The organism is Cyanobium sp. NIVA-CYA 375 (assembly GCF_056108345.1).
The window spans coordinates 1-21,044 of record NZ_JBSYHW010000031.1 but is presented as its reverse complement, the minus strand read 5'-3'; the positions used below and the strand labels follow the sequence as shown (position 1 = coordinate 21,044).

18 protein-coding genes and 1 tRNA gene are annotated in these 21,044 nt (G+C 63.2%); 13 read left to right on the top strand and 6 right to left on the bottom strand.

From position 1 onward, the window contains the following. Positions 1–3: 3 nt before the first annotated feature. From AC01FP_RS09495 to AC01FP_RS09480, 4 genes are all read left to right on the top strand, one after another. On the top strand, positions 4–486 hold the full coding sequence (locus AC01FP_RS09495; protein WP_474479814.1) for a CGLD27 family protein: 483 nt from the start codon (positions 4–6) through the stop codon (positions 484–486). A gap of 19 nt (positions 487–505) precedes the next feature. After that, entirely contained in the window at positions 506–1,477 is a 972-nt protein-coding gene (locus AC01FP_RS09490; protein ID WP_474479813.1) for an asparaginase, read from the top strand. 43 nt (positions 1,478–1,520) lie between these two features. Continuing rightward, positions 1,521–1,597: transfer RNA gene (locus AC01FP_RS09485), tRNA-Met, on the top strand. A gap of 84 nt (positions 1,598–1,681) precedes the next feature. Continuing rightward, positions 1,682–3,328 (top strand): GMC oxidoreductase, encoded by a 1,647-nt coding sequence (locus tag AC01FP_RS09480; RefSeq protein WP_474479829.1) that lies wholly within the window; start codon positions 1,682–1,684, stop codon positions 3,326–3,328. A gap of 154 nt (positions 3,329–3,482) precedes the next feature. Here AC01FP_RS09480 and AC01FP_RS09475 read toward each other — a convergent pair whose 3' ends face one another. Further along, positions 3,483–3,719 carry a DUF2811 domain-containing protein gene (locus AC01FP_RS09475; RefSeq protein WP_474479812.1) on the bottom strand — a complete coding sequence of 79 codons (237 nt, stop codon included), beginning with the start codon at positions 3,717–3,719 and terminating at the stop codon, positions 3,483–3,485. A 480-nt stretch (positions 3,720–4,199) separates the two neighbouring features. Continuing rightward, on the bottom strand, positions 4,200–5,309 hold the full coding sequence (locus AC01FP_RS09470) for a sirohydrochlorin chelatase (RefSeq protein ID WP_474479811.1): 1,110 nt from the start codon (positions 5,307–5,309) through the stop codon (positions 4,200–4,202). Between the two features lie 77 nt (positions 5,310–5,386). Here AC01FP_RS09470 and AC01FP_RS09465 point away from each other — a divergent pair, with 77 nt between their 5' ends. From AC01FP_RS09465 to AC01FP_RS09455, 3 genes are all read left to right on the top strand, one after another. Next, the gene (locus AC01FP_RS09465) at positions 5,387–6,052 is read left to right on the top strand and encodes a ParB-like protein (protein WP_474479810.1); all 666 of its coding nucleotides are present in this window, start codon (positions 5,387–5,389) and stop codon (positions 6,050–6,052) included. Positions 6,053–6,144: 92 nt separating this feature from the next. Further along, positions 6,145–6,591 (top strand): universal stress protein, encoded by a 447-nt coding sequence (locus tag AC01FP_RS09460; protein WP_474479809.1) that lies wholly within the window; start codon positions 6,145–6,147, stop codon positions 6,589–6,591. 30 nt (positions 6,592–6,621) lie between these two features. Beyond that, complete coding sequence (locus tag AC01FP_RS09455) at positions 6,622–7,299, top strand: hypothetical protein (protein ID WP_474479808.1); 678 nt, start codon at positions 6,622–6,624, stop codon at positions 7,297–7,299. On the opposite strand, the gene AC01FP_RS09450 is transcribed toward AC01FP_RS09455, so the two are convergent. Then, positions 7,296–9,668 carry a glycogen/starch/alpha-glucan phosphorylase gene (locus AC01FP_RS09450; RefSeq protein WP_474479807.1) on the bottom strand — a complete coding sequence of 791 codons (2,373 nt, stop codon included), beginning with the start codon at positions 9,666–9,668 and terminating at the stop codon, positions 7,296–7,298. The two genes, AC01FP_RS09455 and AC01FP_RS09450, sit on opposite strands and share 4 nt — an antisense overlap. A 204-nt stretch (positions 9,669–9,872) precedes the next feature. Here AC01FP_RS09450 and AC01FP_RS09445 point away from each other — a divergent pair, with 204 nt between their 5' ends. Then, positions 9,873–12,041, top strand: coding sequence for a glutamine synthetase III family protein (locus AC01FP_RS09445; RefSeq protein ID WP_474479806.1), 2,169 nt, complete (start codon positions 9,873–9,875; stop codon positions 12,039–12,041). 18 nt (positions 12,042–12,059) lie between these two features. Here AC01FP_RS09445 and AC01FP_RS09440 read toward each other — a convergent pair whose 3' ends face one another. Then, complete coding sequence (locus AC01FP_RS09440; protein ID WP_474479805.1) at positions 12,060–12,773, bottom strand: hypothetical protein; 714 nt, start codon at positions 12,771–12,773, stop codon at positions 12,060–12,062. A gap of 493 nt (positions 12,774–13,266) precedes the next feature. After that, the gene (locus AC01FP_RS09435) at positions 13,267–13,599 is read right to left on the bottom strand and encodes a hypothetical protein (protein WP_474479804.1); all 333 of its coding nucleotides are present in this window, start codon (positions 13,597–13,599) and stop codon (positions 13,267–13,269) included. Between the two features lie 145 nt (positions 13,600–13,744). Between AC01FP_RS09435 and AC01FP_RS09430 the strand changes: the two genes are divergently transcribed. From AC01FP_RS09430 to AC01FP_RS09420, 3 genes are read left to right on the top strand one after another with little or no spacing between them, the layout of a single operon-like run. Beyond that, a complete protein-coding gene (locus tag AC01FP_RS09430; protein ID WP_474479803.1) occupies positions 13,745–14,137 on the top strand; it encodes a molecular chaperone DnaJ in 393 nt (130 codons plus the stop codon). A gap of 51 nt (positions 14,138–14,188) precedes the next feature. Further along, entirely contained in the window at positions 14,189–14,758 is a 570-nt protein-coding gene (locus AC01FP_RS09425) for an esterase/lipase family protein (protein WP_474479802.1), read from the top strand. Continuing rightward, on the top strand, positions 14,758–15,228 hold the full coding sequence (locus AC01FP_RS09420) for a glycosyl-4,4'-diaponeurosporenoate acyltransferase CrtO family protein (RefSeq protein ID WP_474479801.1): 471 nt from the start codon (positions 14,758–14,760) through the stop codon (positions 15,226–15,228). The genes AC01FP_RS09425 and AC01FP_RS09420 overlap by 1 nt, the downstream gene beginning before the upstream one ends. Here the strand turns inward: AC01FP_RS09420 and AC01FP_RS09415 are convergent, their stop codons facing one another. Next, positions 15,229–17,409 carry a beta-glucosidase gene (locus AC01FP_RS09415; RefSeq protein ID WP_474479800.1) on the bottom strand — a complete coding sequence of 727 codons (2,181 nt, stop codon included), beginning with the start codon at positions 17,407–17,409 and terminating at the stop codon, positions 15,229–15,231. A gap of 537 nt (positions 17,410–17,946) precedes the next feature. Between AC01FP_RS09415 and AC01FP_RS09410 the strand changes: the two genes are divergently transcribed. Then, positions 17,947–18,102 carry a hypothetical protein gene (locus tag AC01FP_RS09410; protein ID WP_474479799.1) on the top strand — a complete coding sequence of 52 codons (156 nt, stop codon included), beginning with the start codon at positions 17,947–17,949 and terminating at the stop codon, positions 18,100–18,102. A gap of 16 nt (positions 18,103–18,118) precedes the next feature. Continuing rightward, positions 18,119–19,879, top strand: coding sequence for an HAD-IC family P-type ATPase (locus AC01FP_RS09405; RefSeq protein ID WP_474479798.1), 1,761 nt, complete (start codon positions 18,119–18,121; stop codon positions 19,877–19,879). Positions 19,880–21,044 lie beyond the last annotated feature (1,165 nt).

The window sequence follows — 21,044 nt, the reverse complement described above, 5'->3', positions numbered from 1 at the left end:
GCCATGCCGTGCCCGGTGCCGCCCGAGCAGCGGCCCCTGCAGGAATACGAGCAGTTGCTGGCCTCCTGGTTTTTCGTCTGGCCGTCCCACGACCTGCCGGGTCTGTTGCGCCCCTTAGCCACCAGCTGGTTGTTGCTGCTGCCCGTTTCCATCCTGGTGGCCAGTGGCAGCTGGGTATTGCGCCACCACCCGGCCCAGCTGGTGCTGGCGGGCATGATTGCTGCTGTGGCGCTGCCGATGCTGCTGCTCGTGCGTCAGTGGCTCGGCTGGAAATACGTGCACCGCCGCCTCGTTTCCGAGCGGGTTGAATACGAGGAATCGGGCTGGTATGACGGCCAGGTGTGGGAGAAACCCCTGGCTTGGCGCCAGCAAGACCTACTGGTGGCCCAGCACCAGGTGCAGCCGGTGCTGCGGCGGCTGCAACAAGGCGCAGCACTGGCGATAATCCTGGCCTTGTTGGGGGCCAGCCTCTGTCAGGCTCTTTGAGATCAGCTCTCGGGCTCTTGTGACCCTGTCCTCCAGTTTCGGTGGCACCGTCCGCGGGGGCGTCCCTCCTCTGGAGGTGCGGCTGCTGCGCAACGGCATCTTGGAATCGCGCCACCGGGTGCACGCGGTGGTTTGCGACGGCCGCGGCCGGGTATTGATGCGAGCGGGCGATCCCCAGCAGTTGAGCTTTGTGCGCTCTGCCCTCAAGCCCTTTCAGGCCACGGTGTTTGTGGGCAGTGGCGCCGCCGACCACTGCAACTGCGGCGAGCGGGGCCTGGCCATCGCCTGCGCCAGCCACGACGGCACGGCCATGCACGCCCGCGAGGCCTTCAAGCTGCTGTGGGGTGCTGAAGTCGAAGCCGAGCAGCTGCAATGCCCCGTGCCGGACTGCGGCAGCAGCCCCCTGGAGCACAACTGTTCCGGCAAGCACGCCGCCTTTCTGGCCACCTGCCGGCAGCTGAACTGGAGCACCGAGAGCTACCTCCAAAAAGATCATCCGCTGCAGCAGGAAGTACTTAAGCGAGTGGGTGATCTGCTTTCCCTGCCTGCTGCCGAACTGCTCACCGCCCGCGACGACTGCGGCGCCCCAACCCTGCAGCTGCAACTGGCCCAGATGGCCCTGCTCTACGCCCACCTAGGAGCCGGCAGCCAGGCCGATCTGGAGCGCCTCAGCCGGGCGATGTTGGCCCACCCTGAACTGGTGGCCGGGGAGGGGCGGTTCGACACCGAACTGATGCGCGGCGGCCACGGCCAGGTGGTGAGCAAGGGCGGGGCCGAGGGCATCCAGTGCCTCAGCCGCGTCGGCGAAGGCATGGGGGTAGCGATCAAGGTGGAAGACGGCTCCGCTCGAGCCAAGCAAGCTGTGGCCCTGCACCTGCTCGAGCAGCTCGACTGGCTAACGCCGATAGCTCTTGAAGAGCTGCGCACTCGCTTCTTGATCCCAGCCCCCCATCTGCGCCTGGAGGTGATCGGTGAGCTGCGCTTCGACTGAGCGGCATTACTAGGCACTTCGACTGGTATGGTTAAGAGGTCGACGCGGGGTAGAGCAGTCTGGTAGCTCGTCGGGCTCATAACCCGAAGGTCGCGAGTTCAAATCTCGCCCCCGCCACCACATCCCAAAGCCCCGGCAGTCCACCTGTCGGGGCTTTGTTGTTTGAACGTTCACCTGCGCTGCCGAGCGATCACCGCCCAGAACATGGCCATCCCCGCCAGCGTGACCCAGCCCGATGCCATCGTGGTGGGCTCCGGCGCTACCGGCGGTGTGGCCGCCATGGTGCTGGCCGAGGCGGGCCTGCGGGTGCTGGTACTGGAAGCAGGTCCTGAGCTCTCATCCCGCCAGGCCTTCGGCAGCGAACCACTGAACACGGCTAGGCGTCTGGCCCATATCGCCAGTGGCCAGCAGCGTCTGCAGCGCCACCATCCGGGCTTCTGGAAACACAATCCCCAGCTGTTCGTCGATGAGCGGCTCAATCCTTACTCCACCCCAGACGACGCTCCGTTTTTGTGGAGCCGGGGCCGGCAGGTGGGGGGCAAAAGCCTCACCTGGGGAGGCATCACCCTGCGCCTTTCCGACTACGAATTCGGTGCCGCTGAGCGCGATGGTCAGGGGGCGGGCTGGCCGATCGGCAGCGCCGAGCTGGCGCCTTATTACACCCGCCTTGAGCAGTTGCTGGAGGTGCATGGAGCCTGCGACGGCCTGCCCCAGCTGCCCGATGGCCACTTCCAGGCGCCCTTGCCCTTCACCCCGGGCGAGCGCCACCTGCAGCGCCGCATCGGCAGCGAGCTCGGCCTGCCCCTGATCCACTCGCGAGGCTTCAACCTGCACCGGGGCGCGGGCTGGCCCCGCTCCGCCAGCCAGGGGCGCACGTTGGCACGGGCCCTGGCAACGGGGCGCACCCAGGTGCGCAGCAACGCCGTGGTGAGCCATCTACTGCTCGACGGCGACAGGGCCCGGGGCGTGCTGCTGGTGGATGGCAAAACGGCTGCTCGCGAGCGCATTGAGGCACCCTTGGTGGTGCTCTGCGCCTCAACGATCGAGACCCTGCGGATCCTGCTGCACTCGAGCGAAGCCCACCAGCGCGGCGGCCTAATCGATCCCTCAGGCAGCCTGGGGCGCTATCTGATGGACCACATCTCCAGCAGTCGCTTCTTTTCGATTCCCGGGGTGCCAGCCCTTGATGGGCCCAGCGAACTTTCAGGGGCCGGTAGCTGCTTCATCCCCAACACGGTCAACCTGGATACGGGCAGCGAAACTGATTTTCGCGGCGGCTACGGCCTCTGGACAGCCCTGCAGCGCTTTGATCCACCCGCCCTGCTGCAGCGCCGCCGGGGCGAGGCGGTGGGGTTTCTGATCGGTCACGGCGACGTGCAACCCAACGCCGACAACCAGGTGACGTTGAACGGCGAGGATCTCGATGCCTGGGGGCTACCCACCGCCCACATCAACTGCCGCTGGGGGGCAAACGAGCAGCGCCTGGTGGCCCACATGCACCGGCGCATGGAAGCGGTAGTGGCAGCTGGTGGGGGGCAGATCCGGCCCATTGAAGAGCTATTTGTGCTGCCGCTGCTGGAGCCCTGGATCCGCAGCAGCCTGGCGGTGAGCCCCGATGCGCCTCCACCGGGGTACTACATCCACGAACTCGGCGGCGCCCGCATGGCGAGCCAGCCCGAGGCAGGTGTGGTGAATCACCTCAACCAGTGCTGGGGCGCCCCCAATGTGCTGGTAGTCGATGGGGCCTGCTGGCCCCGGGCCGGCTGGCAGAGCCCAACCCTCACTGAAATGGCCATCACCTGGCGCGCCTGCGATGCCGCAGCCGACCGGCTGCGCATGGGGACTTCGTGACGTGGTGGATATCCGGTGTCGATCGCCACAATCGACTTAAGTAAGCCTGCGCACAATGACAAGGTCGACCTCTGACAGGGTCGGGCAAGGGAGACTCAGGCGGAGGTTGGCCCTTCCGCCTTTTTTTTGTCTACACCAACCTCGTTTAAACAGCTCAGCCGCGTTTGAACAGGCCATTGAGGTAGAGCTGGCTAACCCCCTGATCGGCACAGCCGTGCTGAAACAGGAAGCTAGAAAGCGCTGAGGAGATCAGGCGGTATTGATCCCACTGGGGATGGCTGCGCAGGAACTCGCGCATGCCTTCGAACAACACCTCCGGCACTTCTGCCTCCAAGCTGATGCTGCTTGCTTCCGGCACCGGGCAATCTTCTACACAGCTGGGCTGCTCCATACATCGTTCAAGGTGACTGCGCTGGGGTGCCATTACGAAGCAAGAATTTGGGTGTAGCTCAGTAGGCCACATCGGCGCCGAGTCCGTCAAAGCCATAAAGCCAGGGCGAAATCACGCCGTTCTCAGCTGAGATTGCCAGTGCTGCCAGTCCCATTGAGGTAGGGAGCGCATATCGAAAACCCGCTGGAAAGTAATGGTCCGATGCTGTCAAGGCGAGCTTGAACAAAAGCCGCCATTCCCCAGCCTTTAGGACTGAGCTGGCTCAAGGAGCCATTTTCTGGGGAAAAACCCTTAAAAACCGGGGAAAAACCGGCCTAAATGGGGAAAGAGGACAATCAATCAGCAGAACTGATGGGTTGGAGTCCCGCGAGACTCTTAACGCGCCGAGAAGGCTGAGCCGCGCCAAGCGAACTGGTTTATTTCCGATTTGGCGCCGCAAAGCAGATTCTCTTCAGCAATCGCTGACGTCTCCAAAATCGCTCAGCTGCTGCCGCCCTGGCGCAAGGTTGTGGGGCCAAGGGGATGATCTGCGTGGGGGTAAGGCGAGTGGTGATGGCTGTGCTCAGGCGGATGGCTGTGCTCAGGCGGATGGTCGAGATCGTGGGTGTGGCCGCCCACTGGAATCGGCACGCCATCGGGCTGGCAGGCACCGGTGCACTCGCGCTCACAGAGATCACAGCCGTCGGTGAGCCCCTCCACGTGGTGGTGGTGGCTGTGCTGCGGCGCCCCAACATCAGTCTCAAAGCCCAGCACCTGGGCCCGGTATTTGCACAGCGAGCAGTTCATGTTCGCGTCACCGCGCACCACCTCCGCCACCCGCTCCACAAAGGTGTCGAGCACCATGGGGTGATCAGCCAGGTAGGAGGCCTTCAGGAACTCGATTTCGGGATGGTCCTGGGCCACCCGCACGGTGTGCTGCTGGATCCGGCTCACCAGCACTCCGGAAAACAAGAAATAGGGAAAAACGACAACCCGGCGATAGCCAAGTTTCACCAACTGGCGAAGTCCAGGTTCTACCAACGGAAAGGTGACCCCGGAATAAACCGTTTCACCCCAGCCAAAACCGAAGCCCTCCACCAACATCCGCGTCACCTTGGCGACATTGGAGTTGGCATCGGGATCAGACGAGCCCCTGCCCACCACGACCAACAGGGTTTCGTGCAGGGGTACCTCTGCAGCGGCCCCATCGAGAACTTCGCGAATCCGGGCCCCGGCGGCCTGAATCATCTTCAGGTCAACACCCAGTTCGCGGCCGTAGTCGATACGCAGGCCCGTCTCGGCCGCGTAGGTATTGAGCACCGAGGGGATGTCGTTTTTGGCGTGGCCCGCTGCAAACAACATGGCCGGCACGGCCAGCACGTGGCTTACGCCCCGAGCTCGCAGCGCCTCCAGGCCATCACGCAGGATCGGCCTGGCAAATTCCAGGTAGCCGTATTCCACAGGCACCTCGGGCAGCAGCGCTTGGAGGCCCTTAGCGAGCTCGGCAAATTCGGCCACTGCCAGCCGATTGCGGCTGCCGTGGCCGCAAACCAGCACCCCGATCGGGCCGTGGGGGCCAGCACTCAGGTCGGGATGGGAGGGGGAAGCCATGGCCACTCGCACTTGAGGGCGACCCTATTCGGGGAAGCAGCGGGTCAGGATGGGGATATCCGGGCTGCCTTGACGTTATGGCCCTGCGCCTTCCCCCTTACCAGCCGTTGCCGGCCCCACAACTGGGGGGGGAGCTGCTTGAGGTGCCCATAGCCCAGCTGCGCCCTACCCAGCTCTGCGTGGGACTTGCTGAAGTGCGCAGCAGGCTGCGCGATTTCGGTGCCGAAAATGACCGTGAACGCCGCTCCTACCTGGGCAGCAAGCCCGTGCCTCTTGTGCGCAGCAGCGATGGCTCGGTGTGGATGGTCGACCGCCACCACCGCCTCCGGGCCCTGATCGAGATCGAACCAACGGCCATCGCCTTCGGCTACGTGGTGCTCGAGCTCGACAGCGCCGACCCCCAGCAGGTGCTTGATGCCCTGCATCAACGTGGCTGGCTCTATCTCTATGACGGCCGGGGCCTGGGCCCCCTGCCCCCCAGCGCCCTGCCCGACCAGCTCACCGGCCTGCAGGACGACCCCTATCGCAGCTTGGTGTGGAAGCTGAAGCAGGAGGGGGTGCTGGCCGCTGCACCGCTGATTCCCTTCCACGAATTCCGCTGGGGGGCCTGGCTGCGCAGCCGACCCCTGCCGCCCTTCAGCTCCGAGCAACTCGAGCCGGCCCTGCCCCGCGCCCGCGCCCTGGCCCGCTCCGGCGCCGCCGCCCACCTCGCGGGTTGGAAGGGAGCCCTACCTTCCTCCTGAACCCCTTTTCTGCGGCAGCATCGGCAGGAGGTTGCTGAGCGGCGCCAGCTGCCCCAGGCTGGGGTTTCAGAGCCCTTCTCCCCGCGCCGTAGATGCCATACCGCCACCTCCTGGTGCCAACCGATGGCTCCGAGCTCTCAGACAAGGCCGTGCAGCAGGCGGTGGCGCTGGCCCACAGCCTGGGAGCTCGCATCACCTTCTTTCATGTGCAATCCAACTTCCCCATCTCCCTGGTGGGCGTAGGTGAGCTGGTCGACCCCAATACGGTGACCGCCCTAGTGCAAGCCGCTCGCCATGGCGCCGAGCAAATCCTGGCGGCAGCAGTAGCGACAGCCCAGGCCGCCGGGGTGGTCAGCGACCATGACACCGTGGTTCACTCCATGCCATACACGGCGATCGTGGAGGCGGCAGGCCGCCATGAAGCTGATCTGATTGTGATGGCCTCCCATGGCCGCCGCGGCCTGGAAGGCGTACTACTGGGCAGCGAAACCCACCGTGTGCTTACCCACAGCAGCTGCCCGGTGCTGGTTGTGCGTTGAGCTCCGGCCACTACGCTGCCTGCGACAGCGATGGGCGAGCCGGTGGCCAAGGACGAAACGAGCAGGGGCGAGGAACTGCAAGGGCTGGGCTGGACACCAGAGGAGGTGCGCCAATACGAAGAGCTGTGGGAATACCGGCAGCGCTGGGGTGCCATCAACCTGGAGCCGGAAGATCGGGTGTTACTGCGGCGGGCTGAAGCAGCCCTGCCCAAGCGGGTGGCCCACGGCAAAAGCTCCCTTAAAAAAACACTGCAGCAGAAGTCCCACTACCGCTGGCTTTGTCTATATCGCGACGCCATGCTCGCCAGCGCCGACAGTCTTGGCCTGCAGCCCGGCGAAGAGGCGGCTTGGGTGATTCTGCTCGAGGCAGAACTGCGGGCCCTTGACCACTACGAGCCGGTGCTGGGGTTGCCAGACACCCTCAAGGCCAAGGCCCTACTGCCGGCCCGGGAGGCCTGGATTACTGGCGTCGCCGCCCAGGGGCGGGAGCTCAGCTTCGACTTCGACGCGCCGCTGGAAGCTCTTAAGAAGCAGGAAGCCACCAGCTGGAAGCCGCTGCGCAGCGCTGGGGCACGCTCCTATCCGGTGCTCGAAGCTGACGCTGCCGCCAGCTTCCGCACCCAAATGAACCAGGAGGTAGCCCAGCTGATCCGCTCCAGCTTCCCCTCGCTTAAGGACAGCGACAAGCCGGAGCCGCCGAGCGCCTAAGGCGCCGGGGCGCCGGCGCTGGCCTGAACCGGCACCCGGCCCACCTTCCAGATGCGTTCGGCGTAGTCAGCGATCGAGCGGTCGCTGCTGAAGAAGCCACAGCGCATTGTGTTGTGCAGCGACATCCGCGCCCAGCGGCCCCGGTCGAGCCAGGCTTCGTCCACGGCGTTTTGAGCGCGGCGGTATTCGGCCACATCGGCCATTACCCGGAAGGGATCGTGGCTGGTGAGGCTGGCCAGCAAGGGGTGGAAGAGCTCGCCATCACCCTCGCTGAAGTAGCCCGAACCGATCAGCTCTAGGGCTTGGCGCACGGCCGGGTCCTGCTCAATCCAGGGCATCGGATGATAACCGCTGTGGCCCAGCTGCTCGATCTGCTCTGCGGTGTGGCCAAACAGGAAGAAGTTTTCCGGCCCAACGCAGTCGCGAATTTCAATGTTTGCCCCATCGAGAGTGCCAATTGTGACCGCACCATTAAGTGCCATTTTCATATTGCCGGTGCCGGAGGCCTCCTTGCCGGCGGTGGAGATCTGCTCGGAGAGGTCAACCGCCGGATACACCAGCTGGCCCAGGCTGACACTGAAGTTGGGCAGGAAAACCACCTTGAGGCGGCCATCCATGACCGGATCCATGTTCACTACGTCAGCGATACCAACCAGCAGGCGGATGATCAGCTTGGCTAGGGCGTATCCCGGAGCCGCTTTGCCGCCGAATACAAAGGTGCGCGGCGGTAGGTCTTCGCCAGCGCGGATGCGTAAATAGCGCTCAACGATCTGCAGTGCCGCCAAGTGCTGGCGCTTGTATTCGTGGATGCGCTTGACCTGCACATCAAACAGGGAGGTGTGATCAACCAAGACCCCCAACTCGCGGCGCATGTACTGGGCTAGTCGCTGCTTGCCCAAGTCGCGCACGGCTTGCCAGCGCTCCAGAAACGCGTAGTCATCGGCATAGGCGGAAAGCCCTTGCAGCTCCTCGAGGTGGGTGCGCCAGCGGTCGCCAATCACCTCATCGAGCAGGGCAGCCAGCGGTGGGTTGGCCACCGCCAGCCAGCGCCGCGGCGTGACGCCGTTGGTGACATTGGTGAAGCGCTCTGGCCAGATCCGGGCCAGATCGGCAAACAGGTGCTGCTTGAGCAAGGTGCTGTGCAGCTCGGCCACACCATTGACGTGGTGGCTGCCAACCACCGCCAGGTTGGCCATGCGCACCCGGCGCTGCGGGCCCTCTTCAATCAGGGAAATGCGCTGCAAAATCTGGGAATCGCCCGGATAGCGAATCCGGGCCATGCGCAGAAAGCGGGTATTGATCTCGTAGATGATCTCCAGCTGGCGGGGCAGCAGTAGCTCAAACAACTCCACACCCCAGGTTTCCAGAGCCTCAGGCAGCAAGGTGTGGTTGGTATAGCTAATGCTGGCAGTAGTGATCGACCAGGCGGTATCCCAGTCGATGCCGTGCTCATCCATCAGCAGCCGCATCAACTCAGCCACGGCGATGGCTGGATGGGTGTCGTTCAGCTGCAGCGCAAACTTACGATGAAAGTCGGTTACCTCCAGGCCCTGGCCCCGCAGGATGCGGAACATGTCCTGCAGCGAGCAGCTCACAAAGAAAATCTGCTGGGAGAGGCGCAGTCGCTTGCCCTGGTCCAGCTCGTCGTTGGGGTAGAGCACCTTCGAGAGGGTTTCCGCCTGCATCTTGCGCAGCACGGCTCGGGTGTAGTCGCCAGCGTTGAAGGAAGCAAAGTCGAAGGCCTCGGGAGCCACCGCTGACCACAGCCGCAGGGTGTTCGCTGTGTTGACGCCGTAGCCCAGGATCGGCGTGTCATAGGCGACGCCAATAACGGTGTGTTCACCGATCTGCACCGGATAACTCCACTCCGGCCGGATAACCTCCCAAGGATTGCCATTAGCCAGCCAGGGATCGGTGCTCTCCACCTGGCCATGGGGAGTGATTTGCTGGCGGAAGATGCCGAATTCGTAGCGGATGCCGTAGCCGATCGCTGGCAACTCCAGCGTCGCCATCGACTCCTGGAAGCAGGCAGCTAGGCGGCCCAAACCACCGTTGCCAAGGCCGGGTTCGGGCTCCTCGGCGATCAGCTCCTCGAGGCTCAAGCCCAAGTTGGTGCAGGCCTCCCTGGCTGCCTCCACCAAGCCCAGATTCACCAAGTTGTTTTCTAAGTGAGGGCCGAGTAGGTATTCCGCTGACAGATAAGTGGCAGTGCGGACATGCTCGCGGGTGTAGGTATCGGCTGTGTCAACCCAGTTTTTGAGCAGGCGATCCCGCACCGCCAGGGCCAGGCAGCGGTAATGGTCATGGCTGGTGGCAAGGGAGCTGGACTTGGCCTGACTAAAAAAGAGATGCCTTTGCATCGACTCCATCAGAGCCTGGCTATCGGCTGAGACCATCCAAAACTCCCTGCAAAGCAAAAGTCTGGGGCTGGCTCTTGAAATTCGCAGGGGCGTGGTCACGGTTACCGCACACACCAAGCGGCTGCCAATTGCGCAGCTGGTATCAACCGCATCAAAGCTAGGGGGGGGTGACGGATTTGGGTGGTGGGAGTGTTGTTCGTGGCGAACCTCTCCATGCCTTCCCAACCCCGCCTTCAAGCGCTCGAAAAGATTCTCAGCCGCCCCGCCGCCCCTACAGCTCCGATTCAGCCCCTCGATGAGCTCTGGGCTAGTGATGTATTCACCCTCGACAAGATGAAGGCGGCGCTGCCGAAGGAGATCTTTAAATCGGTACAGCGGACCATCAAGGAGGGCAGCAAGCTCGACGTGTCTGTGGCCAATGTTGTGGCCCAGGCGATGAAGGAGTGGGCCACCGCCAGAGGTGCTCTGTATTACTCCCACGTTTTTTATCCACTCACAAACTCCACTGCCGAGAAGCACGACGGCTTCATCTCACCCCAGGGCGACGGCACGGTCTTCACCGAATTCACCGGCAAGGTGCTGGTGCAGGGCGAGCCCGACGGCTCCTCCTTTCCCAATGGCGGTATCCGCTCCACCTTCGAAGCCCGCGGCTACACCGCCTGGGACATCACCAGCCCCGCCTGGCTGATGGAGACGCCTAACGGTGTCACCCTCTGCATCCCCACCGTCTTCGTCTCGTGGACCGGCGAGGCCCTCGACAAAAAAACCCCTCTGCTGCGCTCGATCGCAGCCGTTAACAAGCAGGCCCACAGGCTGCTCAGCCTGCTGGGGGAAACCAACATCGCCCCGGTCAATTCCAGCTGCGGCGCCGAACAGGAGTACTTCCTGATTGACAGCGCTTACGTACCACTGCGCCCCGACCTACTGCTGTCCGGTCGCACCCTGTTTGGTCGGCCCTCGGCCAAGGGCCAGCAATTTGACGACCACTACTTCGGTGCCATCCCTGAGCGGGTGCAGGTATTCATGCAGGAGGTGGAGCGGCAGATGTACCGCCTGGGGATCCCGGCCAAAACCCGGCACAACGAGGTGGCCCCCTCCCAATTCGAGCTGGCGCCCTTCTTCGAGGCGGCAAACGTGGCCACCGACCACCAGCAGCTCACGATGACGATTCTGCGTGCCACTGCCAAGAAGCATGGACTCGCCTGCCTGCTGCACGAGAAGCCCTTTGCCGGCATCAATGGCTCCGGTAAACACGTCAACTGGTCGATCGGCAATGCCACCCAGGGGAACCTGCTCGATCCCGGCAAGACCCCCCATGAAAACCTCCAATTTCTGCTCTTCTGCGGAGCGGTGATCCGCGGCGTCCACCTCTATGGGCCCCTGTTACGCGCCGTGATCGCCACTGCCAGCAACGACCACCGCCTCGGCGCCAACGAAGCTCCGCCCGCAATCATTTCGGTTTACCTCGGTAGCCAATTGGAGGACGTGTTCAACCAGATCCGGGAGGGCCGGCTCTCCGGCTCAGCCATCGGCGGCGTGATGAACTTCGGCGTTGAAACCCTGCCGGAATTCGACAAGGATGCGGGCGATCGCAACCGCACCTCGCCCTTCGCCTTCACCGGTAACCGCTTCGAGTTTCGCGCCGTCGGCTCCAACCAGTCCGTGGCTGGCCCCCTAGTGGCCCTTAACACGATCCTGGCCGATTCCCTCGCCTGGATCAATAGCGAACTGGAGGCAAAAATGAGCAGTGGTTGCGGCCTTGAGGAAGGGGCGCTGGCGGTGCTCAAGACCCTGGTGGAACAGCACGGCGCCGTCGTATTTGGGGGCAACGGCTATTCAGATGAATGGCACCGCATGGCAGTGGAGGAGCGGGGCCTGGAAAACCTGCGCACCACCGCCGATGCCCTGCCGGTTTTGGAGCGCCAATCAATGCGCGAGCTGTTCGAGCGCACCGGCGTGCTCTCAGCGGTCGAGCTGCAGAGCCGCTTCGAGGTTTACGCCGAGCAATACATCCTGGCGATTGATGTTGAAGCAAAGCTGGCCGTCCAAATCGCCCGCACCCAGGTGTATCCGGCGGCGATCCGCTACCTCGGTGAACTAGCTGAGTCCTTGCAACTGCAAAGTTCTTTAGGCATCCAGGTATCACCGGAAACCTCCAAGGAAGTGGCTGGACTGTGCCAGTCGTTGATGGACATCAGCGGCCAGCTGCAAAGTGCCATCGACCATCCCCCCCATGGCACTGAAGCCCACATGCGCTACACCGCGGACACCTTGGTGCCGTTGATGGCCGACCTGCGCGTGGTGGTTGACGGTCTGGAGGCCCTAGTTGACGACAACCTCTGGCCCCTGCCCACTTACCAGGAGATGCTGTTCGTGCGCTGAGTTAGGAGGGCCGCCCGATCACTGGGGAAAAACGCTGATGCGGGCGCGTTCTACATAGCTGGGGTCGGCCATAGTGTCGACCTCAAAGCTGGTCCAGGTGGCGCTTGGTGCGGGGCTGCCCTCCAAGCGCGGCCACTCAATCCGCCGGCCCTGATAGGTGAGGCCCACACAGGTGAGGGCCTCGTCATCAGCCATCAGCGACCAAAGCACGTGCACCTCGCCGCGGTCATAGGCAATCGGGGCTTCCTGCCCGCCCTGCTCTGGCAGCCATCCCGGCGCCAGAGTCAGCCCAGTCTGATTTTCCCAGCAAAGGTAGGAACCGTTGTCGGTGGGATAGAACCAGCAGGTTTCGTTTTCCGCCTCAGCAAGGGGAAAGCGATCTAGCAACTCCACCTGCTGCACTTGCAGCCAGGCTCCTTCGGCGGGGCCGCTAACGGCGTAGACGCCAATCCAAAGGGAGGGCACATCAAACTGCGGAACCACGGCATCACAGATGAGGGAGCGCTGCTCCGGCGCTGAGCCGAGGGGGTCTTCCCCAGCGATGGTGGCGCAGCCGCTAGCGACAAGCTCATCGAGGCTGGCCTGCCATTGATCTGGCATCCGAAATAGGCGTAGCCCCCTGCCCCGATCGGGTCCTTGGTGGGCTTGGACCGCAACCAGGGACTGCCAATCAACACCCTCCTCGGGCAACTCTTGGCCCCTGGACAACACAAAGGCGAGGGAGTGGAGCATGGGTGCCTGCACAGGCCGAGGCGCAGTAAGAGCGGACCCTAGAAGCCCTGCTCGCATGAAGCGGTGTTCTTGGCTGCTACTCAGAGCACCAACTCCACAATCACGAAGCCCACCAGGGCCACCAAAGCCAGCAGGGATGGCACACGCATCGATCTTTTCGGCTCAATTCTTAAGCAAATCCTACGAGCGCCTACTGAACTTGGGGCGGGATCGGGGAGGTCGTCACATCTCTTCCTCCTGAGAGACTCTGCTGAACAGGATTCCCCAATATCAAGCCGATGCCGAGCCGCGACGGCAGCCACCGCATAGCCTTAATCCTGCTGCTGCTCCTCGGGGTGGCCATAGGCCTACACGTACACGCCGTACGAGTGAAAGAGGTAAAACCAAGTCGCCGACTTCCCGTAACCAGCCTTGCCCCCAACGGCCAGGTGCCAGTGTCACGCACCCTATCCAGCCGAATTAAGCGGCTGATTCGAAACTAAAAAAATTCGGCTCAGTGCCCGAAGGCCAGCCCCACCATGGAACTATTGGCTCCCCTGAGTTGCCAGCAGCACCTAACTAACTGATAGCCACAACCGCGGCCATGGGCCTGGGTGATCAAAACGCCATGGTCACCTGGGGATAGCTCGAGTTGTTCTCTTACCCAGACAGCCACGCCACCGGCAGCGAAGTTGGCAATGTCGACTGGAATGGCTGGCAAAAACAACCCCTCCCAGTCCAACCAGCCTTCCATGGGGTGCTCCACAGGCCAACGCTGGCCCTCTCGCAAATCCAGGAAATCTGCCTGGCGCTTGTTGCCATCGCGAAATCTGGTTAAGGAGCCCACAGCACCTCTGGAGCAAAGAACAAACAGCCGTGACCCAACAGGTCTTTCTCAAATGTAGACCCAAATGACACTGAGCTACTTAACGACCAGTTAGCCGGTGGTGATGGAGAGTAGATACACCGCGGCAGAGCTAATGCCCCAGGCCATGCAACCAAATTTGATGGGACTGGTGGCCACCCGATCGCAGCGGACCCGCCCCGCGGCAGCAGCAGAGGACAGCACGCCCCAACGGGGATTCGGCGGGGGGGGGCAGGGCCGGGCCCGGCGCAAGGGCGGTAAAAAACGCAGCCCAGCCCTGAGCAAAGCCGACTGGGGCCCCTTGGGTAAGCATCCCGATCTCGATGCGATCGTGGCGCGTCAGCGGTTGCATCTGCCCCTGGCAGGGCGCATCGGCGCAGACGAAGTCAATCGGGCCTGGAAGAGCGCAGCTGCAGAACATCACCCAGACCGTGGAGGCAGCCACGAGACGATGCAGCGCGTTAATGGGGCGCGAGATCTGCTGCTGGGCCGCAGCACCGTGGCGGAGAGATCAGATTGAGCTTATGAATCGAATGGCGTCCCTATCGCCGATCCAACCCCGCTTGTGCTGGTGCACGGACTGCTTGACAGCCCAGCCGTTTTCAATGCACTGAAGCGCTGCCTAGGCGACCAGCGCCAACCGCTGCTGATTCCTGAGCTTCCCTTGCGGTTCGGCCTCACGCCGGTCCCGGAAGCGGCCGAGCTGTTAGGCAGTCACATCGAAGCGGCCTTCGGGGGTGAGCAACCCATTGATTTGCTGGGCTTCTCGATCGGCGGCGTAATCGCCCGCACCTGGATCCAGCTGCTGGGAGGCCACCGCCGCACCAGGCGCTTCACCAGCGTGGGCAGTCCCCAGCAAGGCACCCTCACCGCCCAGCCCTGGCCGGGCCGCCTGCTGGCGGGTATCGCCGACCTCAAATCGGGCAGCCCCCTGCTCACCGAGCTCAACGGCAACCTCGAAGCCCTGGCCGGGATCGACTGCTGCAGCTTTTATTCGGCCATCGACCTAGCCGTGCTGCCCGGCTGGCGGGCCGTGCTGCCGGTGGGCCGCACCCAGATGCTGCCGGTGTGGGCCCATCCCCAGCTGCTGCGCGCCCCCCAATCGGTGCAGCTACTGGCCCAGGAGCTGCTGCGGCCCTGATGACGAACCTTTCTGCGCTGATGGCTGCCACCTCCAGCGCCCTGGGCTGGCTGCTCTGGAGCCTGCTGGTGGGCTCCCTGGCCAATCGGCTGCCAGCCGCCTGGTTGGAGCGGGAGCACTGGTTCTGGCGGCGGCCCTGGCGCGAACAGCAACAGGGCTTTGAAAAGCGGCTGGCGATCCGCCGCTGGAAGCCCTGGCTGCCCGATGCCGGCCACGCCCTACCCAATGGGATCGCCAAGGCAAGCCTGGTGGGCCGCGAGCGCCGCAAGCTGGAGCGGCTGGTGCTGGAAACTCGCCGGGCCGAGCTGGTCCATCTGGCCCTGTGGCTGTTCTGGACCATCACGCCCCTGTGGCTACCTCCGGCGGGGGTGCTGATCAACCTCGCCTTTGCCACCGCCTTCAACCTGCCCTGCCTGTGGGTGCAGCGCTACAACCGCCTGCGGCTGCAGCGCCTGCTGGGCAAAGGCTGATCAGGGGCCCAGATCCGTTGCCTCGCAATTGATCTCCAGCAGCAAGCCCCCATCTTCACTGTGTTGGCCAACCCGCAGGCGATGGCAGCCGGCCTCCAGCCAAAAGTGGCTGGAGACTTCATCGAAATAGGCCAGTTGCCGCAGCGGAATCAGCAGCTGAAGCCGCCGGCAGTCGCCTGGCGCCAGCGCCGCCCGAGCGAAGCCCACCAGGCTGCGCCGGGGCCGCTCCAGCACCAACCCGGGCGGTTCGGCGTACACCTGCACCACAACCTCACTGGCCAGCAAGCCGGCATTTTGGGCAGTTACGGCCAGCTGAATTTGATCTGGCTGCAGCTCGGCCTCCGCCTGGCTGAGGCGCAGCTCTGCGTAGGAGAGCCCAAAGCCGAAGGGGAAGGCGGCCGGATTGCCGTCTCGCTGCAGGCGGCGGTAGCCATGCCAGAGGTCGTAGCGCACCTGGGCAGCCCGGGGCTCGAAATCAGGCAGGTGGTCGGCGCTGGTGGGAATGGCGAAGGGCAGGCGCCCACTGGGCGACACCTGGCCGAACACCACGTCGGCCAAGGCCTCACCGCCCCGCTCGCCCGGGTACCAGAGCAGCAGGATCGCCGGCACAGCCCGGCGCCAGGCCTCAATCAAGATTGCCCCACCTCCCATCAGCACCACCACCGTGCGGGGGTTTGCCGCCAGCACGGCCTCGATCAGGGCCACCTGCTCAGCGGGCAGCTCCAGGTTGGTGCGGTCGCCGGCGGCGAAATCGCCCCCCTGACGCGCCGAGCCGTAGCTGGTGATGGCGGCAATGGCGCGGGCCACCGGCGGCCACCAGCGCCGCAGCAGGGGATGGGGCGGCGGTATCTGGCGCAGGATCGGCGCGATGTCGCCGGGATGGATGTGCTCCCCTTCCAGGCGCCAGTCGAGGCCCAGCACCAGCAGGGCCGCCTCACAGCTGGCCGCCAGGGCAGTGGCTTCAGCTAGCCGCTCACCGCTGGCGTAACGCACAGCCCCCGGCGCAGCCGCTGCCTGCAGCCCCTGCAAGGGGGTGACCACCAAGCCGGGTTCTGGCCGGGTGTCGGAGGAGCCGCGATCACCCAGGTTGGCGATGGCGGCCAGGCTGCCGATCACCGCCAGCGAGCGGGCCGGATCCAGGGGCAACAGGGGGAGGCCAGGGGGGAAGGCCTCGTTTTGGAGCAGCACGATCGACTTGGTGGCCGCCTCCCGGGCCAGGGCCCGGTGCTCGGCGCAGCCGCGCAGGCTGGTGGGATAGGAACCCGGGGGCACGGCGAGCTGCGCCCGCAGCTGGCGCAGCACGGCGTCATCCAAGCGCTGCTGCGGCAGACGACCATCAGCAACGGCAGCCGCCAGACAACCGGCAAAGATCATGCGGAAGGGCATCTCCAGGTCCTGGCCGGCCCTCACCGCGGCAACGCCATCGCGCACGCCGAAGATGAAATCGGTGACCACGAAGCCCTGGAATCCCCAGCGCTGCTTGAGGATTTCGTGGAGCAGCGCGGGGTGCTGGCCGCACCACTCGCCATTCACCTGGTTGTAGGCGCTCATAACCGAGCCCGCCCCTGCCTCTACGCAGGCGCGGAAGTGGGGCAGGTAAAGCTCGTGCAGCACCCGCTCACTCACCTGCACGTCCACCAGGAAGCGGGAGCTGTCGATCGAGTTGAGGGCGAAATGCTTAATGCAGGCCACGGCGTGGCGCTGGATGCCGCGGGTCATCGCCGCCCCCAGGGCCCCGAGCAGCACTGGATCTTCGCCGTAGGTCTCCTGGGCCCGGCCCCAGCCAGGGTGGCGCAAGAGATTTACGCAAACCGCCGCCAGCCAGTTGGCGCCGAAGCTACGGGCCTCGCGGGCCATAGCCTCGCCGATTCGCTCCTCCAGATCCACGTCCCAGCAGGCACCGCGGGCGATCGGCGGCGGGAAGGTAGTCGCTCCGCCCTGGAGCACCACCCCCCGCGGGCCATCAACAAACTGCAACCCGGCTAGCCCCAGGCGCGGCAACACCCCCGCTGGCCAGGGGTGCAGGTGGGAGGCATCGCGGCTGGCGATATCGACCATGCCTGGCCAAAAGTCGGTATCGCCCTCCAGCAGGGCCAGCTTCTCGGCAACGCTGAGCTGGGCCAGCAGCTCTTGGGCCCGGCGCTCAATCGACTGCTGGTGAGTCTCTGGTGGCGCCGGCATGGCCTCTTCCCCAGCGGCATAAAAGCTAGGAAGCCCGGAGCGCGAGCCCCGGGCTTCTGTTGACCCAGCTGTGGTGCCTGCCCGGAGGGGTGGGGCGCGGCTGGGCGCAAGTTAGTTAGCAATCAGATCGTGAGATCTGGGTGTCTTCAGTTGTACTGCGGAGCTGCTGACGCAAGCACCTGGGGCCAGGTGACTAGTGGGACGTCTCGATTAATCCGGGGCACCTAGGGCGGCGCATTGGAGGCTTTTCAGCCAAGAGACGTCAGAGATCCGTCGAGAGTGTTGGAGCAGGGGCCGGATCGTCAGCGCGCTCCCTGACAAATGCTCAGGGGGGGTGTCTTCCATCAGTGGTGCCTCCGAATCCCGATGTCCACACGATCTCTCCGCCAAGCCAAAAGGGCAACCATCCACACCACCGCCGCAATGGCTCTTCACCCGCGGAAATCAGACTTCATGAAGGCCGCTTCACACCTGAGGCTGGATAGGACCCAAGATTTCTTAACCATATTCATCCCGGCGGTCGTTATCCACATGCCGGTGAACCTCAGCGCCAATGAGGAGGCCATTGCAATCGTGGCCCGCAACGATGCCAACGAGCAAGAGCACGTGGAGTTGCACGCCCCTCAAGGCAAGGCCGGAAGCGCAGCGGTTGCACCAACCTGTGCAGCACCAGGGCGCAGCAAAGCGGCCTGAGGTAGCCGCAGCCTTGATGAAATCAACAAACCCCCTAGCCAAAGATCCGATCTGCGGCATGGTCGTGCCCACGGCCACGGCGATCTCGGCCCAGCGGGCCGGCCGCGCCTATTACTTCTGCAGTCAGGGCAGTTGGGCGCCGATAGCCCAACTGCCCTGGCTCACCTGGGGGGTTTGGTTATTTCTGCTGGCAACCCCCGTGCAGGTGATCGGCGGCTGGGGCTTCTACACAGGAGCCTGGGCCGCCCTGCAGCGGCGGGCCCTGAACATGGATGTGCTGATCGCCCTGGGCACCTCAGTGGCCTACCTCTACAGCGTGGTGGTGGTATTCGCGCCCCAGCTACTAACTGTGGGTGTTGACGAGCGTGGCGTCTACTTCGAGGTGTCGGCGGTGGTGATCGCCTTCGTCTTGATGGGCAAATACATGGAGGAGATAATTAAGCAGCGCTCCTCAGCGGCGGTGCGGCGGCTGCTGGATCTGCAGCCAGCCACGGCCACGGTGATCCGCTCCGGCCAGGAGATTACCGTGCCCGCCGAAGCCATTCAGCGCGGCGATCTAGTGCTGGTGCGGCCGGGAGAAAAGGTGCCTGCCGATGGCGTGGTGATTGATGGTCAGTCGTCGGTGGAAGAAGCGCTGATCACCGGTGAATCCCTACCGGTGATCAAGCAGGCCGGCTCAGAGCTGATCGGCGGCACGATCAACGGCCGCGGGCTACTGCGCTTTGAGGCCACCCTGGTGGGCGCTGACACTTCCCTAGCCCAGATCATCCGCATCGTGGAGGAGGCCCTGGCCTTTGCCGTTTGGACCCTGGCTGGCAGTTTCAGCAGCGGGCTGCTGGCCTTCATCGCCGTGCTGGTGATCTCCTGCCCCTGCGCCCTCGGCATCCTGATCCGCAGTGGCGAGGTGCTGGAGCGGGTAGAGCGGCTCACCACCGTGGTGTTCAACAAGACCGGCACCCTCACCCTGGGCAAGCCTGTACTCACGGAGGTGGTCGCCAGCGGCCGCAACACAAAGGCATGGGTATTGCAGCTAGCCGCCTCGCTGGAATACGGCTCTGAACATCCACTGGCGGCGGGCCAGGAGGTGTGGCTAGGCAACCGCAGCCTGGCGCTGCGCTTTACGCCCCAGCTGGCGGAGTCGCTGCAACGATCCCTTCAACAGCTGGAAACAGCAGGCAACACCGTGATGCTGCTCGGCCAGGGTGAGACGGTGCATGGCCTGATAGCGGTAGCCGATAGCTTGCGTCCAGAAGCCAGACAGGCGGTGCAGCTTTTGCAGCGGCGGCGCATTCGGGTGATGATGCTCAGCGGCGACAACCGCGCCACGGCCGAGGCCATTGCCGCCCAGGTGGGCATCACCGAGGTGATTGCCGAGGTGCGCCCGGCGGACAAGGCCGCCACAATTCGGGCCTTGCAGCAGGCGGGCCAGGTGGTGGCCATGGTGGGCGATGGGGTAAACGATGCACCGGCCCTGGCTACTGCCGACATCGGCATCGCTATCGGCTCTGGTGCGGATGTGGCGAAGGAAGCGGGAGATTTGCTGCTACTAGGCAACGATCTGCGCGACGTAGTGACGGCCATCGGCCTATCTCAAGCCACGATGACCAAAATCCGCCAAAACCTCTTCTGGGCTTTCATCTACAACGGCTTGGGGGTGCCGATCGCTGCCCTTGGCTGGCTAAACCCCATGCTGGCAGGGGCAGCGATGGCGCTTAGCTCCCTTTCAGTGATCGTGAATTCATCGCTACTGCGCAATTACCGCCGGGCCAAGGTGTGAACTAAACGCGGATGCTGCGTGCCATGCAGCGGGATGGAATTGCTGATGCAGCTACGCGGCGACGCTATACAGATCGGCTCGACCAAATACCTAGCGAATTAGCAGAACAATAAATAGACAAGAGCGGCAGCTGAAACGGCAAAACTAGACAGGCGGAGCTATACCCTTGGTAAGCAGGTAAACACCTATGTACATAATTAAAAAGGTCAAAAGCAAGCCGCCAACAAATAATTTTCCGTCCATTGACCTTAAGACGATTTTCAACTCAATACTTTAGCGAGGGAAAGCCCCATGCACCACTGGCGCCCAAGGCAGGCGGGGGCGCATGCCGCCGCGATTAACTGAGCCGCCCAATTAAATCAAAGAACCCTGTCAACAAAAACTGCCTTGCCGACAGAATCAGACGAATTCAAAAACTAACTAAATGCTAGAAATGAGTCCTAAATCAAACAACACTTGGCAGATGGCAACCAATGTTTTATCGCCAAGCATTGCAACTAAATAATAATTATCTATTAACAAAAACTTATTTGCAGGCCTAAAAAATTAATTTTCTTGTAAATGGGTCGCCTGAGATTCGAACTCAGGACCAATCGGTTAAAAGCCAATCTTGACTGCGTAATAATAGTTTTGCTCACAAGACTGAGTCTCACAAGGTACAGGAAAGGTACAAATGACAACCTCCGACATCATAAGACACCCCCTTGGGTTCCTGCTTGCGACACCGGTCCGGAATATGTTTTGTAACCAAGCTTTCTGAACCGCTCTATCAGGAGCAGATGCATGGCCAATCCGGGCAGCCAAGCCGAGCACAAAGCAGTCAGGGGCTGGAGCTGCGCCACAAAGCCAATAGGAAATAGGCCCAACAATGCAGACCATTTATTAATTAATAATCTATTAACTTCAAAACACAGTATTCCCAGATCCGAAAGCCCAGAACTCACGAATCTACTCAATCAATAGCTCCTGGATACTTCTCGGCTCGCGAGGTGCGGCATGGACACCACCACTGATTCCTGTTGCTCGCCCATCAGCAGCTCGCCCGTTTGCTCAGCCCTTATCCATGTCTATGGGTGCACATAGCGGCGGTCTTGACATATAGAACTTGTGCTTAGGCCTGGCAGACCTTTCAACGACACCAGGCACACTTACCGCCGGCCGCCCA

Coding starts and splice junctions, on each gene's coding strand:
- AC01FP_RS09445 (WP_474479806.1), top strand. CDS start 9,873: ATGCCTTCCCAACCCCGCCTTCAAGCGCTCGAAAAGATTCTCAGCCGC.
- AC01FP_RS09440 (WP_474479805.1), bottom strand. CDS start 12,773: ATGCTCCACTCCCTCGCCTTTGTGTTGTCCAGGGGCCAAGAGTTGCCC.
- AC01FP_RS09465 (WP_474479810.1), top strand. CDS start 5,387: ATGGCCCTGCGCCTTCCCCCTTACCAGCCGTTGCCGGCCCCACAACTG.
- AC01FP_RS09455 (WP_474479808.1), top strand. CDS start 6,622: ATGGGCGAGCCGGTGGCCAAGGACGAAACGAGCAGGGGCGAGGAACTG.
- AC01FP_RS09450 (WP_474479807.1), bottom strand. CDS start 9,668: ATGGAGTCGATGCAAAGGCATCTCTTTTTTAGTCAGGCCAAGTCCAGC.
- AC01FP_RS09430 (WP_474479803.1), top strand. CDS start 13,745: ATGCAACCAAATTTGATGGGACTGGTGGCCACCCGATCGCAGCGGACC.
- AC01FP_RS09405 (WP_474479798.1), top strand. CDS start 18,119: ATGAAATCAACAAACCCCCTAGCCAAAGATCCGATCTGCGGCATGGTC.
- AC01FP_RS09480 (WP_474479829.1), top strand. CDS start 1,682: ATGGCCATCCCCGCCAGCGTGACCCAGCCCGATGCCATCGTGGTGGGC.
- AC01FP_RS09475 (WP_474479812.1), bottom strand. CDS start 3,719: ATGGAGCAGCCCAGCTGTGTAGAAGATTGCCCGGTGCCGGAAGCAAGC.
- AC01FP_RS09495 (WP_474479814.1), top strand. CDS start 4: ATGCCGTGCCCGGTGCCGCCCGAGCAGCGGCCCCTGCAGGAATACGAG.
- AC01FP_RS09470 (WP_474479811.1), bottom strand. CDS start 5,309: ATGGCTTCCCCCTCCCATCCCGACCTGAGTGCTGGCCCCCACGGCCCG.
- AC01FP_RS09415 (WP_474479800.1), bottom strand. CDS start 17,409: ATGCCGGCGCCACCAGAGACTCACCAGCAGTCGATTGAGCGCCGGGCC.
- AC01FP_RS09420 (WP_474479801.1), top strand. CDS start 14,758: ATGACGAACCTTTCTGCGCTGATGGCTGCCACCTCCAGCGCCCTGGGC.
- AC01FP_RS09460 (WP_474479809.1), top strand. CDS start 6,145: ATGCCATACCGCCACCTCCTGGTGCCAACCGATGGCTCCGAGCTCTCA.